We start from the raw sequence: 14,762 nt of genomic DNA on the forward strand, positions 1-14,762 counted from the left end.
CGTGCGAGGATCGGAGACGTACCTCACACGTGTGCTAGAAGGGGAACAGACGATGGCAACGAAGCCGCCCACGGGAGATCCGGTCCAGGACGCGCCGCAGGTGGACGCGCCGCTGCACGCCGCCGCCGGACTGCCCGCCGTCGCCCATTCCCTCAAGATCGCCCAGCAGCAGATGGGCGTGCGCCGCACCGCGCTCACCCTTCTCCGCGTCAATCAGAAAGACGGCTTCGACTGCCCGGGCTGCGCCTGGCCGGAGCCCGACCACCGGCACAAGGCGGAGTTCTGCGAGAACGGCGCGAAGGCGGTCGCCGAGGAGGCCACCCTGCGCCGGGTCACCCCCGACTTCTTCGCCGCGCACGCCGTCGCCGACCTCGCGACCCGCTCCGGGTACTGGCTGGGCCAGCAGGGCCGCCTCACCCACCCCATGTATCTGGCGGACGGCGCCGAGCGCTACGAGCCGGTGTCCTGGGAGCGCGCCTTCGACATCATCGCCGAGGAGCTGGCGGCCCTGGCCTCCCCCGACGAGGCCGTGTTCTACACCTCGGGCCGCACGAGCAACGAGGCGGCGTTCCTCTACCAGCTGTTCGCCCGCGAGTTCGGCACGAACAACCTGCCCGACTGCTCGAACATGTGCCATGAGTCGTCCGGTTCCGCGCTCACGGAGACCATCGGCATCGGCAAGGGCAGCGTCCTGCTGGAGGACCTCTACAGGTCCGACCTGATCATCGTGGCCGGGCAGAACCCGGGCACGAACCACCCGCGCATGCTCTCCGCCCTGGAGAAGGCCAAGGAGAACGGCGCGAAGATCATCACGATCAACCCGCTGCCCGAGGCCGGACTCGAGCGCTTCAAGAACCCGCAGACCCCGCAGGGCATGTTCAAGGGCGCCGCCCTGACCGACCTGTTCCTCCAGATCCGCCTCGGCGGGGACCAGGCCCTCTTCCGCCTCCTGAACAAGCTGATCCTGGAGACGGACGGCGCCGTCGACGACGCCTTCATAGAGGAACACACCCACGGCTACGAGGAGTTCACGGAGGCCGCCCGCGCCGCCGACTGGGACGCGACACTGACGGCGACGGGCCTGGAGCGCGCCGAGATCGAGGAGGCCCTCGCCCTGGTGCTCGCCTCCGAGCGCACCGTCGTGTGCTGGGCGATGGGCCTCACCCAGCACAAGCACTCCGTGCCCACGATCCGCGAGGTCGTCAACTTCCTGCTGCTGCGCGGGAACATCGGCCGCCCCGGCGCGGGCGTGTGCCCGGTGCGGGGCCACTCCAATGTGCAGGGCGACCGCACCATGGGCGTCTTCGAACGCCCCGCGCCCGCCTTCCTGGACGCCCTGGAGAGGGAGTTCGGCTTCGCGCCGCCCCGCGAGCACGGCTTCGACGTCGTACGGGCCATCGAGGCGCTGCGCGACGGCGAGGCGAAGGTGTTCTTCGCGATGGGCGGCAACTTCGTGGCGGCCTCCCCCGACACCGACGTCACCGAGGCCGCGATGCGCCGCGCCGCCCTGACGGTGCACGTGTCGACGAAGCTCAACCGCTCCCACGCGGTCACCGGCGCGCGCGCCCTGATCCTGCCGACGCTGGGCCGCACCGAGCGCGACCTCCAGGGCAGTGGCGAGCAGTTCGTGACCGTCGAGGACTCCATGAGCATGGTCCACGCCTCCCGTGGCCGCCTCGCGCCCGCGAGCAAGCACCTCCTGTCGGAGCCGGCGATCGTGGCCCGCCTCGCGCGCCGCGTCCTGGGCGAGGCGTCACGCACGCCCTGGGAGGAGTTCGAGAAGGACTACGCCACGGTCCGCGACCGCATCGCGAAGGTCATCCCGGGCTTCGAGGACTTCAACGCGCGCGTGGCTGGTTCTGCTGGTCGCCCTGGCGGCTTCACCCTGCCGCACGGCCCGCGCGACGAGCGGCGCTTCCCCACCACCACCGGCAAGGCGAACTTCACGGCCGCGCCCGTCGAGTACCCGAAGCTCCCCGAGGGCCGGCTGCTGCTGCAGACCCTGCGCTCGCACGACCAGTACAACACCACGATCTACGGCCTCGACGACCGCTACCGCGGCATCAAGAACGGCCGCCGGGTCGTCCTCGTCAACCCCCACGACGCCCAGGACCTGGGCCTCGCCGACGGCTCCTACGTCGACCTGGTCAGCGAGTGGACGGACGGTGTGGAGCGCCGCGCCCCCGGCTTCCGCGTCGTCCACTACCCGACGGCCCGGGGCTGCGCGGCCGCGTACTACCCGGAGACCAACGTCCTGATCCCGCTGGACGCCACCGCCGATACCAGCAACACCCCCACCAGCAAGTCCGTCGTCGTCCGCCTGGAACAATCGGCGACCGACTGAGCGTTCGCTCAGGCAGCCGACCAGGCCGCACAGCACCACATCACGAACACCGACAGACGACGAACGGAGCCGGGCACCATGGGCGAGCACAGCAGCGTGAAGTTCCCGCAAGAGGTCATCGACGAGTATGCGGCGCTCGGCGTCGACCTGCACGCCCTGTTCTCCGCGGGGCATCTCGGCACCCGCATGGGCGTCGAAATCAAGGAAGCGTCCGCTGACCGCGTCGTCGGCACCATGCCCGTCGAGGGCAACACGCAGCCCTACGGCCTGCTGCACGGTGGCGCCTCCGCGGTGCTCGCCGAGACCCTCGGCTCCGTCGGCTCCATGCTCCACGGAGGCAGCTCCAAGATCGCCGTCGGCGTCGACCTGAACTGCACGCATCACCGCGGCGCACGCTCCGGCCTCGTCACCGGCGTCGCCACCCCCGTACACCGCGGCCGCTCCACCGCCACGTACGACATCGTGATCACCGACGAGCAGGACCGGCGGGTCTGCTCGGCCCGCCTGACCTGCCTCCTCAAGGACATGCCCACGAGCTGAAGCCCCTCGTCCGCGGCAGGACCCGCCCGTCACCGGACTCAACCGTCGCAGGGCCCGTCCGCCGCGGGGCCCGTCCGTCACAGGGCGCCACAACGATCACGACGCTTCACGCCGCCGCTCCCGGCGCGGACGGCCACCGCCGCCGCGCCGGGCAGTGCAGACGTCGATCAGGGGACGGGAGCCGGGCACCGCGGCACACGGCCGCCGACGCGAGTTCCTCCCGCGCGAAGCCCTCCCCCGGCCACCACAGCGCAGGCATCCACCAACACCGGCCCATGCCCCAACTGGCCGCTGACACACCCCGGTTACCCCCGCCCATATGGGCGGACCCGCCCCCTGCGCACCAGCGTGGAGCATGGCCGGTATCGGGCCCGTCGAGCCGGAACCCCCCTCCGGCGACGGCGCCCCGCACACCCCCGCCCACACCGACACCCTGTGGGCCGAATCCCTCAACTCACACCATCTCTACGAGCGTTGGGCAGCCCTTTTGCCGCACCCGCGCCGCACCCTGCAAGCTCTGCTCGCCGCCGCAGCCATCACGGGCGCTTACGCGTACGCCGCCCTCACCACCACCCCGGCCGCACCCGCCCCCACTCCCTGGCCCTCCCAGGTCACCTTCCTGCACTACGAGGGAACGGGCCCGCCGGACCCGCACCACCCGCGCCCCGCCACCTTCCGCTTCACCGTCTCCGTACCCGGCACCCACCCCGTGACCAACCGTCAAGTACGAGCCGGACCACCGGGATTGACCGCCTACGCCACCCCGCCCTGCCACTGACAGTGAAGGCGGCACCCCGACACCCCTCACGGTGCGCATCTCCGTATACAAGTGCACCGCCCTGCCGCCCGGCTTCACCCTGCCGCACCTCGACCTCGGTCTGCACAACCGTCAGGCACAGCAGCAGCACAGCTACCTCTTCGGCGGCGCCTTCCCACGCGACTCGCCACCTACCTGCACGACACCTGCGGCACACAGGGCCCCGCGGACCGCCCCGCGGACCGCGAACAGATCTCACGCAGAAGTAACACTCAGTTACCTCTGTCGCAACAGAGCAATGCGGAGCGCGAGCCACCGCCACCCGAAGCACCCGGCACCCACCCCGCCGACGGCACGCTCCCGCCCGTAAGGACCAAGATCACCTCAAGTTCCTTAGCGGAACAGCATGTTCTCTACACGCGAGCGCCGGCCACCCATATCCACAAGGCCTGATCGCCCCCACCACACCCGCCCACGAGCACCGCGTCATAACAAGAGCGTCACATCCTTCCCTCCTCAGCTCCGCACCCCACCCACCTGCGCTTATAGTCACGGCCAGTCACCGCGCCGCCGGGCGCGTCTGCTGCACGGCCCTGTACCACCCCAGTACGGCCCGGCGAGACACACGGCCCCCAACCGCGGGAGCCGCGCCAGGGAGAGGATTGATCGTGCGACACCGTTCCTTGCTCATCATGACCAGCGTGCTCACCACCGGAGCACTCACGCTCACCGCCTGCGGATCGCGCGACGACAACAAGGGCAGCGACAGCAGCAAGAAGGCCACCGTCGTCATCGGCGTCGACGCCCCGCTCACCGGCGCGAACTCCGCCACCGGCCTCGGTATCCAGTACGGCGTCCAGATCGCCGTCGACGACGCCAACAAGAAGAACACCGTTCCCGGCGTCACGTTCAAGGTCAAGGCGCTCGACGACAAGGCCGTCCCCGCCACCGGCCAGCAGAACGCCACCGCCCTCGTCGGCAACAAGGACGTCCTCGGAGTCGTCGGCCCCCTCAACTCCGGTGTGGCCACCTCCATGCAGCAGGTCTTCGCTACGGCCAACCTCGTCGAGATCTCGCCCTCCAACACGGCGCCCGAGCTCACCCAGGGCAAGGACTGGCAGACCTCGAAGAAGCGCCCGTACAAGTCGTACTTCCGCACCGCCACCACCGACGCCCTCCAGGGCGGCTTCGCGGCCGACTACGCGTACAACACCCTCAAGAAGAAGAAGGTCTACGTCGTAGACGACAAGCAGACCTACGGCGCCGGCCTCGCCAAGCTCTTCACCGCGGGCTTCAAGAAGACCGGCGGCAAGGTCGTCGGCACCGACCACGTCAACACCGGCGACAAGGACTTCTCCACCCTCGTCACCAAGATCAAGAACTCCGGCGCCGACCTGCTCTACTACGGCGGCCAGTACGACGAGTCGCAGATCCTCACCAAGCAGCTCAAGGACGCCGGCGCCAAGATCCCGCTCTTCGGCGGTGACGGCATGTTCTCCGACACGTACATCAAGACCGCCGGAAAGTCCGCCGAGGGCGACCTCTCCACCTCCGTCGGCGTCCCCGTCACCACGCTGCCCGCCGCCAAGGACTTCATCGCCACCTACAAGGCGAAGAAGTACCCCGGCGACTACGGCACCTACGGCGGCTACTCCTACGACGCCGCGACCGCCATCATCAAGGCCGTCGGCGCCGTCGTGAAGGACGGCAAGGTCCCGTCCGACGCCCGCGGCAAGATCGTCGAAGAGGTCCAGAAGGCCAAGTTCGACGGCATCGCCGGCCCCGTCGCCTTCGACGAGTACGGCGACACCACCAACAAGCAGCTCACCGTCTACCAGGTCACCAAGGGCGAGTGGAAGGCCGTCAAGAGCGGCACCTACAACGCCGGCTGACCCACCCCGCACCGCACGCACCACACAGGGCCGCGCGGCCACGACGACCCGTCACCGCGCGGCCCCACCCATATCCCTGCCCCACTCTCCCCACCCATGGAGGCCACGCGGTGAACACCCTGCCGCAGCAGCTGGCCAACGGGCTGTTCCTCGGCTCGATGTACGGGCTGATCGCCATCGGCTACACGATGGTGTACGGCATCGTCCAGCTCATCAACTTCGCCCACGGCGAGATCTTCATGACCGGCGGCTTCGGCGCACTCACGGTCTACCTCGCGCTCCCCGACGGCATATCCATGTGGATAGCCCTCCCGGCCATGCTCATCGGAGGCGCACTCGTCGCCACCCTCATCGCCGTCGGAGCCGAACGCTTCGCGTACCGGCCACTACGCGGCGCGCCACGCCTGGCCCCCCTCATCACCGCGATCGGCCTCTCCCTCGCACTCCAGCAGGCCGTCTTCAACTGGTACCCCGACGCCAAGAGCGCCCGCGTCTTCCCGCAACTCCCCTTCGGGCCCTACCACCTGGGTGACATCCGCATCCAGAGCGGCGACGTCTTCCTGATCATCGCCGCCCCCCTGTGCATGGCCGCCCTCGCCTTCTTCGTCCGCCTCTCGCGCACCGGCCGCGCCATGCAAGCCACCGCCCAGGACCCGGACACCTCCCAGCTCATGGGCATCGACACCAACCGCATCATCGTGATCGCCTTCGCCATCGGCGGCATCTTCGCCGCCGTCGCCGGCGTCGCCTACGGCCTCAAATACGGCTCCGTCCAGTACGACATGGGCTTCCAGGCCGGCCTCAAGGCCTTCACCGCAGCCGTACTCGGCGGCATCGGCAACATCTACGGCGCCATGCTCGGCGGCGTCGTCCTCGGCCTCGCCGAAGCCATGGCCACCGCCTACATCGCCGACATCCCCGGCATGCAACAGTTCGGCGGCCAGGGCTGGGCCTCCGTCTGGGCCTTCGTCCTCCTCATCCTCGTACTGCTGCTACGGCCACAAGGCCTGCTCGGCGAACGCGTCGCGGACAGGGCGTGATCACCATGACCACACAGAAGACCGACACCGCCCGCGGCCTGATCACCCTCCCCGCAGGCGCCCCCCGCATCCTCATCGCCGCCGGCGCCGCCGCCACCATCGCCAGCACCTTCATGTCCTGGACCTGGACCTCCGACTTCCCCGGCGACCTCACCGTCTACGGCTACCCCGCAGGCCTCCAGACCATCGCCCTCGTCGCAGGGCTCATCACCCTCCTCTTCACCCTCCCCCTGTGGAACGTGCGAGGACTGCACCGGCTCAACCCCGCCGGCGCCACCTCCCCGATCCTCCTCACCACCCTCGCCGGCTTCACCGTCTGCTGGTACGCGGCCATCGCCATCGCAGTCGAACTCGGCGGACTCGCCAACCTCGACCCCGGCGCCTACGTCGCCGCCATCGCCTCCGCACTCCCCGTCCTCGGCGCCCTCGCCCTGCCACGCCCCGGCGACACGGCCAAGGCCTACCTCACCAAGCCCGACCAGCCCGCACCCACCGGCCAACTCCCCGGCTGGACACAGCGGCTCATCGTCACCCTCGGCATCACCCTCGGCCTCATCGCCTTCACCTACGGCATCGGCATCAACGACGAAGAAAGCGAAACCTTCATCGGCTTCGTCCTCCTCCTCGTCTTCGTCGCCTGGGCCCTCGTCCACGCCGGACAGCTCGACCGCTTCTCCACCCTCTGCGCCCAGAACAAGGGCTTCGCCACCGGCATCGCCTTCCTCGCCGCAGCGATCTTCCCCTTCACCCAGAGCGAAGACCACAACGCCAACCTCGGCGTCAACATCCTGATCTTCGCCACCGTCGCCCTCGGCCTCAACATCGTCGTCGGCCTCACCGGACTCCTCGACCTCGGATACGTCGCCTTCCTCGGCGTCGGCGCCTACGCCGCCGCCCTCGTCTCCGGCTCCGAGTTCTCCCGCTTCTCCGGAGTCCAGTTCCCCTTCTGGGCCGCCGCCCTCACCGGCATGGCAGCCTCACTCGTCTTCGGCGTCCTCATCGGCGCCCCCACCCTGCGACTGCGCGGCGACTACCTCGCCATCGTCACCCTCGGCTTCGGAGAGATCTTCCGCATCGCCGTCAACAACATGGACGGCTCCTCCGGACCCGACATCACCAACGGCCCCGACGGAATCCCCTCCATCCCCGACCTCGAAATCTTCGGATTCAACCTCGGCGCCCCCCACGACGTCGCCGGATTCACCCTCGGCCGATTCGCCAACTACTTCTTCCTGATGCTCCTCATCACGGCGCTCGTCGTACTCGTCTTCACCCGCGCCGCCGACTCCCGCATCGGCCGCTCCTGGATCGCCATCCGCGAAGACGAAACCGCCGCCACCGCCATGGGCATCAACGGCTTCCGCGTCAAACTCATCGCCTTCGCACTCGGCGCCACCCTCGCCGGCCTCGCCGGCACCGTCAGCGCCCACGTCACCTACAGCGTCGTCCCCAGCCCCTACCAGTTCGCCGGCGCCGCACCCCCCAACAGCGCCTTCCTCCTCGCCGCCGTCGTCCTCGGCGGCATGGGCACCGTCAGCGGCCCCCTCCTCGGCGCCTCACTCCTCTACCTCATCCCCGAAAAGCTCACCTTCCTCAAGGAATACGAGCTCCTCGCCTTCGGCATCGCACTCGTCATCCTCATGCGCTTCCGCCCCGAAGGCATCATCGCCAACCGCCGCCGCCAACTCGAATTCCACGAGACCGGCCAACTAGACATCCCAGAACAACAAAGCCTGCCCGACAGCACCGTCGGCGCCACCAAGGCAGGGGCGTGACCCGCATGACCACCACCACGACCACTGCCGTCCTCGAAGCCAAGGGCGTCACCATGCGCTTCGGCGGACTCACCGCCGTACGCTCCGTCGACCTCACCGTCAACAGCGGCGAAATCGTCGGCCTCATCGGCCCCAACGGCGCAGGCAAAACCACCTTCTTCAACTGCCTCACCGGCCTCTACATCCCCACCGAAGGCCAGGTCTCCTACAAGGGCACCGCACTCCCCCCCAAGCCCCACCTGGTCACCAAAGCGGGCATGGCCCGCACGTTCCAGAACATCCGCCTCTTCGCGAACATGACCGTCCTGGAGAACGTCCTCGTCGGACGCCACACCAGGACGAAGGAAGGCCTCTGGTCCGCTCTCCTGCGCGGCCCCGGCTTCAAAAAGGCCGAACGCGCCTCCGAAGAACGCGCCATGGAACTCCTCGAGTTCATCGGCCTCGCCCACAAACGCGACCACCTCGCCCGCAGCCTCCCCTACGGCGAACAACGCAAGCTCGAAATCGCCAGGGCCCTGGCGAGCGAGCCGGGCCTCCTCCTCCTCGACGAGCCGACCGCGGGAATGAACCCCCAAGAGACGCGCGCCACCGAAGAACTCGTCTTCGCCATCCGCGACAAGGGCATCGCCGTACTCGTCATCGAGCACGACATGCGCTTCATCTTCAACCTCTGCGACCGCGTCGCCGTCCTCGTCCAAGGCGAAAAACTCGTCGAAGGCACCAGCGACGTCGTCCAGGGCGACGAACGCGTCATCGCCGCCTACCTCGGCGAACCCTTCGAAGGCGCCCCCGAAGACACCGCCGCAGCCGCAGTCGAAGCCGCGGAAGCACACGCCACGGAAGGAGACGACCAGTGAGCGCACTCCTCGAAGTAGAAGACCTCAAGGTCGCCTACGGCAAGATCGAAGCCGTCAAGGGAATCTCCTTCAGCGTCCAGCAAGGCGAAGTCGTCACCCTCATCGGCACCAACGGCGCCGGCAAAACCACCACCCTGCGCACCCTGTCCGGGCTCCTCAAGCCCCTCAGCGGCAAAATCACCTTCGACGGCAAACCCCTCACCGGCATCCCCGCACACAAGATCGTCGCCATGGGCCTCGCCCACTCCCCCGAAGGCCGACGCATCTTCCCCCGCCTCTCCATCGCAGAAAACCTCCAGCTCGGAGCATTCCTCCGCTCCGACAAGGCCGGCATCGAGAAGGACATCCAGCGCGCCTACGACCTCTTCCCCATCCTCGGCGAACGCCGAAAGCAAGCCGCGGGAACTCTCTCGGGCGGCGAACAGCAAATGCTCGCCATGGGCCGCGCCCTCATGTCCCAGCCCAAACTGCTCATGCTCGACGAGCCCTCCATGGGCCTCTCCCCGATCATGATGCAGAAGATCATGGCCACGATCGCGGAACTCAAGTCCCAGGGCACGACCATCCTGCTCGTCGAGCAGAACGCCCAGGCCGCACTCTCCCTCGCCGACCACGGCCACGTCATGGAAGTCGGCACCGTCGTCCTCTCCGGAACCGGACAAGACCTCCTCCACGACGAATCCGTCCGCAAGGCCTACCTCGGCGAGGACTGAGATCCACATATGGCTGAGGCCCGTACCCCCCTCGGGGTACGGGCCTCAGCCATACGACGTGTGCGGCGGAACTCAGTCCTTCGCCGCCTTCTTCTCCTCGGCGTCCTGAATAACCGCCTCAGCAACCTGCTGCATCGACAGACGACGATCCATCGACGTCTTCTGAATCCACCGGAACGCCGCCGGCTCCGTCAGCCCGTACTGCGTCTGCAACACCGACTTCGCCCGGTCCACCAGCTTCCGTGTCTCCAGCCGCTGCGTCAGATCCGCGACCTCGTTCTCCAGCGTCCGCAGCTCCTGGAACCGCGACACCGCCATCTCGATGGCCGGAACGACATCACTCTTACTGAACGGCTTCACCAGATACGCCATCGCACCCGCGTCCCGCGCCCGCTCCACCAGATCGCGCTGCGAGAACGCCGTCAGCATCAGCACCGGAGCGATCGACTCCTCCGCGATCTTCTCCGCCGCCGAGATGCCGTCCATCTTCGGCATCTTCACGTCCAGGATCACCAGATCGGGCTTGTGCTCACGGGCGAGCTCGACCGCCTGCTCACCGTCACCGGCCTCACCGACGACTGAGTAGCCCTCTTCCTCGAGCATCTCTTTGAGGTCGAGGCGGATCAGGGCCTCGTCCTCGGCGATGACGACACGGGTCGTCAGCGGCGGGACGTGCGACTTGTCGTCGTCGGGCGCGTCTACGGGCTGGGGCGACTCGGGGGCGGTCACGATAGCTCCTAGTTCAGGGCACGGGTACTGCTCCCAAGAGCGTACCTAGCTGCGATAAGGTGTGAGCACGGCGGGTAACCGCCAACCTCTGTTTTAGAGGAAGCCCCGGTAGTCCAGCGGTAGAGACACGGTGCTCAAACCACCGACAGCGTCGGTTCGAATCCGACTCGGGGCACTTTTCCTTCGATTCGAAGGTTGGAGCTGCAAGCGGATGTCCACATTCTCGTGAACATCCGCTTTTTGCTGCGTGGCACAGCCATCAGTGACACAGAGTGGCCGCATGGAACCGCACAGCGAATCGATTCGCGCCCATGCCGTCGAACTCATGCGCCAAGGCATTCCCAACCGCATCGTTGCCGAGCGACTCAACATCCCGCGCGGAACCGTCGGCTGGTGGCGCAGCGAAGACCGAAAAGCGCGTGGCGAAACTTACGAGCAACCGACCGACTGCCCGCAGTGCACGAGACGCGAGTTCGACACGGTCGCGTATGCCTATCTACTTGGCCTCTATCTCGGCGACGGCCACATCATCTCCAAGCCCAAGCAGCATCACTTATCGATCTTCTGCAACGCAACGCAGGTCGGACTGATCGCAGCTGCGGAAGACGCGATTCGCAGGGTGATGCCGCTCCCAAGCGTGCGCGGACGCCACAAGACCGGCTGCGTCGAGGTGAAGTCCTACACCAAACACTGGACGTGCATGTTCCCTCAACACGGCCCCGGCAAGAAGCACGAGCGCAAGATCGCCCTCGAACCCTGGCAACAAGAGATCGTCGACGCCCATCCGTGGGAGTTCATCCGAGGCCTCATCCACTCCGACGGCTGTCGGGTCACCAACTGGACCACCCGCGTCGTCCGGGGCGAGCGCAAACGCTACGAGTACCCCCGCTACTTCTTCACCAACGTCTCCGACGACATCAGGCAACTCTTCACTGACACTCTCGACAAACTCGGCATCCAGTGGACGCACTGCACCCGCGACGGGAACCCATACAACATCTCGGTCGCCCGGAAAGCGTGCGTCGCCCTCATGGACATCCACGTAGGCCCCAAATACTGACACGGCAGCTGTAGTTCCGTCGTCTTCGCTGTTCAGCGGCTTGCCGGGGTGCGGGCGGGCGCAAGTACGGCCACCGCGATCATGAACGTTTGTGACGACGTATCAAGACGCGGTGGCCGTGGAGGCCACGATAGTCGAGCGGGCGTGGGGCCAGACGTTCGGGAGGGCGATGGCGGTGGTCTCGGGCTGCTTCGCGCGATGCGAGACGCGCACGACAGCGGCGGAGTTGGTCGCTGGACTGTTGCTGGAAGTGGACACGCGGAACTGCTGGACGCTCGCGCAGGCGCTGGGACACCCGGGCCCGCACCGGCTGCAGCACCTGCTGTCCCGTGCCCGGTTCGACCACGAGGAGGCCCGGAAGGAGATCACCCGCCTGGTGATTGGCGAACTCGCCGGGCAGGACGTGGTGTTGGTCGTGGACGAGACGGGCGACGCAAAGTCGTCCACGGACTGTGTGGGCGCCGGCCGGCAGTACTCCGGTGCGATCGGCGGCGTGGGACTGTGCCAGGTGGCGGTGCATTTGGCGGTGGTCACCGCGACGACGAAGGTGATCATCGATCGGGCCCTGTATCTCCCGGCGGACTGGGCCGCGGACGAGGAACGCCGCGGAGTGACCGGGGTGCCGGAGAAGATCGGGTTCGCGACGAAGCCGCAGCAGGCGTTGACCATGGTCGCCGATGCGCTCGCGGCCGGGAGCGAGGCCCGCTGGTTCGCGGGCGACGAGGTGTACTGCGGACGCGAACTGCGCCAGGGGGTACGGGCGTTGGGGCTCGGCTACACGGTCGGGATCGCCGCTACATATCAGGTCACCGACGGGTCCGGCCGTCGGTGGGAGGCCCGCAAACTGATCAACAAGGTGCGGCCCGGGCAGTGGATGCGAAGGCAGACCGGACACGGCACGAAGGGCACCCGCGAGTACGACTGGGCCTGGCTCGATGTCCGTCCCGACGATGCTCCCGCCGAGAACGAGAACGAGAACGAGAACGAGAACGCAGCCGGTGTAGGGGCCGGGACGAGTGTGCTGGTCGCGCGGCGGCACCGTTACACCGGCGAGGTGTCCTACTTCCGCTGCTGGGCACCCGGCAACGTCTCGCTGGGCACGCTGGTGGAAGTGATCTGTCGCAGGTGGCGGATCGAGGAGACCTTCCAACTCGCCAAGGGTTTCACCGGACTCGACCAGGGTCAGGTGACCTGCTGGAACTCCTGGATGCGCTGGTCGCTGTTCTCCCTGATCGCCGCCGCTGTCCTCGCCCTTACGACCGCCGCCGTCCACGAGGCCACCGAGGAGCGGCCTGAACTCGTCCCGCTGACCTGCCCCGAGCTCATCCGTCTCCTGCGGGCCCTCGCGCTGCCCCCACCAGTCCGCGACCGGGATCACGTCCTGCACTGGACCGCCTGGCGCCGCCGCCACCAAGCCGTTGCGACAGCGTGCCACCAGCAACGACACCGCCGTCACGACCAGCCGTGATCAAGAACTACAGCTGCCGTGACTGACCCCTAACGCCCCTACTTCGGGCTGTCGTCCTCGCCGATGTGGTGGACGCGGACCAGGTTGGTGGAGCCGGAGACTCCGGGCGGGGAGCCGGCCGTGATGACGACGATGTCGCCCTTCCGGCAGCGGCCGTACTGGAGGAGGAGTTCGTCGACCTGGTCGACCATCGCGTCGGTGGAGTCGACGTGGGGGCCGAGGAAGGTCTCCACTCCCCAGGTGAGGTTGAGCTGGGAGCGGGTGGCCGGGGTCGGGGTGAAGGCCAGGAGCGGGATGGGTGAGCGGTAGCGGGAGAGGCGGCGGACCGTGTCTCCGGACTGGGTGAAGGCGACCAGGAACTTCGCGCCGAGGAAGTCGCCCATTTCGGCTGCGGCGCGGGCGACGGCTCCGCCTTGGGTGCGGGGTTTGTTGCGTTCGGTGAGGGGCGGGAGCCCTTTGGCGAGAATGTCTTCTTCGGCGGCTTCGACGATGCGGCCCATGGTGCGGACCGTTTCGACGGGGTATTTGCCGACGCTGGTCTCGCCGGAGAGCATGACGGCGTCGGTGCCGTCGATGACGGCGTTGGCGACGTCGCTCGCTTCTGCCCTCGTCGGGCGGGAGTTGTCGATCATCGAGTCGAGCATTTGGGTGGCGACGATGACCGGCTTGGCGTTGCGCTTGGCGAGTTTGATGGCGCGCTTTTGGACGATGGGGACTTGTTCGAGTGGCATTTCGACGCCGAGGTCTCCGCGGGCGACCATGATTCCGTCGAAGGCGGCGACGATGTCGTCGATGTTGTCGACGGCCTGGGGTTTTTCGACCTTGGCGATGACGGGGAGGCGGCGGCCTTCCTCGTCCATGATGCGGTGGACGTCTTGGATGTCGCGGCCGCTGCGGACGAAGGAGAGGGCGATGATGTCGGCGCCGGTGCGCAGGGCCCAGCGGAGGTCTTCCTGGTCCTTGTCGCTGAGTGCGGGGACGGAGACGGCTACGCCGGGGAGGTTGAGGCCTTTGTGGTCGGAGACCATGCCGCCTTCGATGACGAGGGTGTGGACGCGGGGGCCGTCGACGCCGGTGACTTCGAGGGTGACTTTTCCGTCGTCGACGAGGATGCGTTCGCCGGTGGTGACGTCGGTGGCGAGGCCGTCGTAGGTGGTTCCGCAGGTGTGGCGGTCGCCTTGGGTGTCGGGTTCGACGGTGATGGTGAATTCGTCGCCGCGTTCAAGGAGTACGGGGCCTTCGTGGAAGCGTCCGAGTCTGATCTTCGGGCCTTGAAGGTCGGCGAGGATTCCGACGCTGTGGCCGGTTTCGTCGGAGGCCTTTCGGACGTGGTGGTAGCGCTCCTCGTGTTCGGCGTAGGTGCCGTGGCTGAGGTTGAAGCGGGCTACGTCCATTCCGGCTTCGACGAGTGCCTTGATCTGCTCGTACGAGTCGGTGGCTGGTCCCAGGGTGCAGACGATCTTTGCTCGGCGCATGGTTCGAGCCTAGGGCTTACCGGCGGGTAGGGAATTGGTTGCGCATGACTGCCCAACCACCTTTAGGTGAAGGGCTATTGACAAGTGTTGAATTGTGCATGGGGGTGCTCTG

At 67.5% G+C, this 14,762-nt stretch carries 12 protein-coding genes and 1 tRNA gene; 11 read left to right on the forward strand and 2 right to left on the reverse strand.

What is annotated here, in order from left to right:
* The first annotated feature begins 52 nt into the window (after positions 1–52).
* The 8 genes from ACY0PA_RS12530 to ACY0PA_RS12565 all read left to right on the forward strand — a co-directional run bounded on the left by ACY0PA_RS12530 (position 53) and on the right by ACY0PA_RS12565 (position 9,918).
* Positions 53–2,344: an FdhF/YdeP family oxidoreductase gene (locus ACY0PA_RS12530; protein WP_473084696.1), complete on the forward strand. Its 2,292-nt coding sequence runs from the start codon at positions 53–55 to the stop codon at positions 2,342–2,344.
* A gap of 78 nt (positions 2,345–2,422) precedes the next feature.
* Complete coding sequence (locus ACY0PA_RS12535; protein WP_473084697.1) at positions 2,423–2,884, forward strand: PaaI family thioesterase; 462 nt, start codon at positions 2,423–2,425, stop codon at positions 2,882–2,884.
* Between the two features lie 355 nt (positions 2,885–3,239).
* Positions 3,240–3,662 carry a hypothetical protein gene (locus ACY0PA_RS12540; RefSeq protein ID WP_473084698.1) on the forward strand — a complete coding sequence of 141 codons (423 nt, stop codon included), beginning with the start codon at positions 3,240–3,242 and terminating at the stop codon, positions 3,660–3,662.
* 671 nt (positions 3,663–4,333) lie between these two features.
* Positions 4,334–5,533, forward strand: coding sequence for a branched-chain amino acid ABC transporter substrate-binding protein (locus ACY0PA_RS12545; protein WP_473084699.1), 1,200 nt, complete (start codon positions 4,334–4,336; stop codon positions 5,531–5,533).
* 110 nt (positions 5,534–5,643) lie between these two features.
* A complete protein-coding gene (locus ACY0PA_RS12550; protein WP_454402808.1) occupies positions 5,644–6,573 on the forward strand; it encodes a branched-chain amino acid ABC transporter permease in 930 nt (309 codons plus the stop codon).
* Between the two features lie 5 nt (positions 6,574–6,578).
* Positions 6,579–8,348, forward strand: a complete 1,770-nt coding sequence (locus tag ACY0PA_RS12555) for a branched-chain amino acid ABC transporter permease (protein WP_473084700.1) — start codon at positions 6,579–6,581, stop codon at positions 8,346–8,348.
* A gap of 5 nt (positions 8,349–8,353) precedes the next feature.
* On the forward strand, positions 8,354–9,205 hold the full coding sequence (locus ACY0PA_RS12560) for an ABC transporter ATP-binding protein (protein ID WP_453773430.1): 852 nt from the start codon (positions 8,354–8,356) through the stop codon (positions 9,203–9,205).
* Entirely contained in the window at positions 9,202–9,918 is a 717-nt protein-coding gene (locus ACY0PA_RS12565) for an ABC transporter ATP-binding protein (protein WP_453773431.1), read from the forward strand. Before ACY0PA_RS12560 ends, ACY0PA_RS12565 begins: the two co-directional genes overlap by 4 nt.
* A 72-nt stretch (positions 9,919–9,990) precedes the next feature.
* Here the strand turns inward: ACY0PA_RS12565 and ACY0PA_RS12570 are convergent, their stop codons facing one another.
* Positions 9,991–10,647: an ANTAR domain-containing response regulator gene (locus tag ACY0PA_RS12570; protein WP_473084701.1), complete on the reverse strand. Its 657-nt coding sequence runs from the start codon at positions 10,645–10,647 to the stop codon at positions 9,991–9,993.
* 102 nt (positions 10,648–10,749) lie between these two features.
* Between ACY0PA_RS12570 and ACY0PA_RS12575 the strand changes: the two genes are divergently transcribed.
* The 3 genes from ACY0PA_RS12575 (at position 10,750) to ACY0PA_RS12585 (ending at position 13,175) form a co-directional block, all read left to right on the forward strand.
* Positions 10,750–10,822 (forward strand) — tRNA-Leu (locus ACY0PA_RS12575).
* 105 nt (positions 10,823–10,927) lie between these two features.
* Positions 10,928–11,707 carry a helix-turn-helix domain-containing protein gene (locus ACY0PA_RS12580; protein WP_473084702.1) on the forward strand — a complete coding sequence of 260 codons (780 nt, stop codon included), beginning with the start codon at positions 10,928–10,930 and terminating at the stop codon, positions 11,705–11,707.
* Between the two features lie 91 nt (positions 11,708–11,798).
* Positions 11,799–13,175 carry an IS701 family transposase gene (locus tag ACY0PA_RS12585; protein WP_473084703.1) on the forward strand — a complete coding sequence of 459 codons (1,377 nt, stop codon included), beginning with the start codon at positions 11,799–11,801 and terminating at the stop codon, positions 13,173–13,175.
* Between the two features lie 38 nt (positions 13,176–13,213).
* On the opposite strand, the gene pyk is transcribed toward ACY0PA_RS12585, so the two are convergent.
* Positions 13,214–14,650 (reverse strand): pyruvate kinase, encoded by a 1,437-nt coding sequence (gene pyk, locus ACY0PA_RS12590; RefSeq protein ID WP_473084704.1) that lies wholly within the window; start codon positions 14,648–14,650, stop codon positions 13,214–13,216.
* Positions 14,651–14,762: the final 112 nt, after the last annotated feature.

The sequence above is a fragment of the Streptomyces sp. DS1-CR2 genome, from assembly GCF_055760475.1.

What these genes read in the sequence shown, in the direction of transcription:
- ACY0PA_RS12530 (WP_473084696.1), top strand. Translation starts at nt 53, where the DNA reads ATGGCAACGAAGCCGCCCACGGGAGATCCGGTCCAGGACGCGCCGCAG.
- ACY0PA_RS12535 (WP_473084697.1), top strand. Translation starts at nt 2,423, where the DNA reads ATGGGCGAGCACAGCAGCGTGAAGTTCCCGCAAGAGGTCATCGACGAG.
- ACY0PA_RS12540 (WP_473084698.1), top strand. Translation starts at nt 3,240, where the DNA reads ATGGCCGGTATCGGGCCCGTCGAGCCGGAACCCCCCTCCGGCGACGGC.
- ACY0PA_RS12545 (WP_473084699.1), top strand. Translation starts at nt 4,334, where the DNA reads ATGACCAGCGTGCTCACCACCGGAGCACTCACGCTCACCGCCTGCGGA.
- ACY0PA_RS12555 (WP_473084700.1), top strand. Translation starts at nt 6,579, where the DNA reads ATGACCACACAGAAGACCGACACCGCCCGCGGCCTGATCACCCTCCCC.
- ACY0PA_RS12560 (WP_453773430.1), top strand. Translation starts at nt 8,354, where the DNA reads ATGACCACCACCACGACCACTGCCGTCCTCGAAGCCAAGGGCGTCACC.
- ACY0PA_RS12580 (WP_473084702.1), top strand. Translation starts at nt 10,928, where the DNA reads ATGGAACCGCACAGCGAATCGATTCGCGCCCATGCCGTCGAACTCATG.
- pyk (WP_473084704.1), bottom strand. Translation starts at nt 14,650, where the DNA reads ATGCGCCGAGCAAAGATCGTCTGCACCCTGGGACCAGCCACCGACTCG.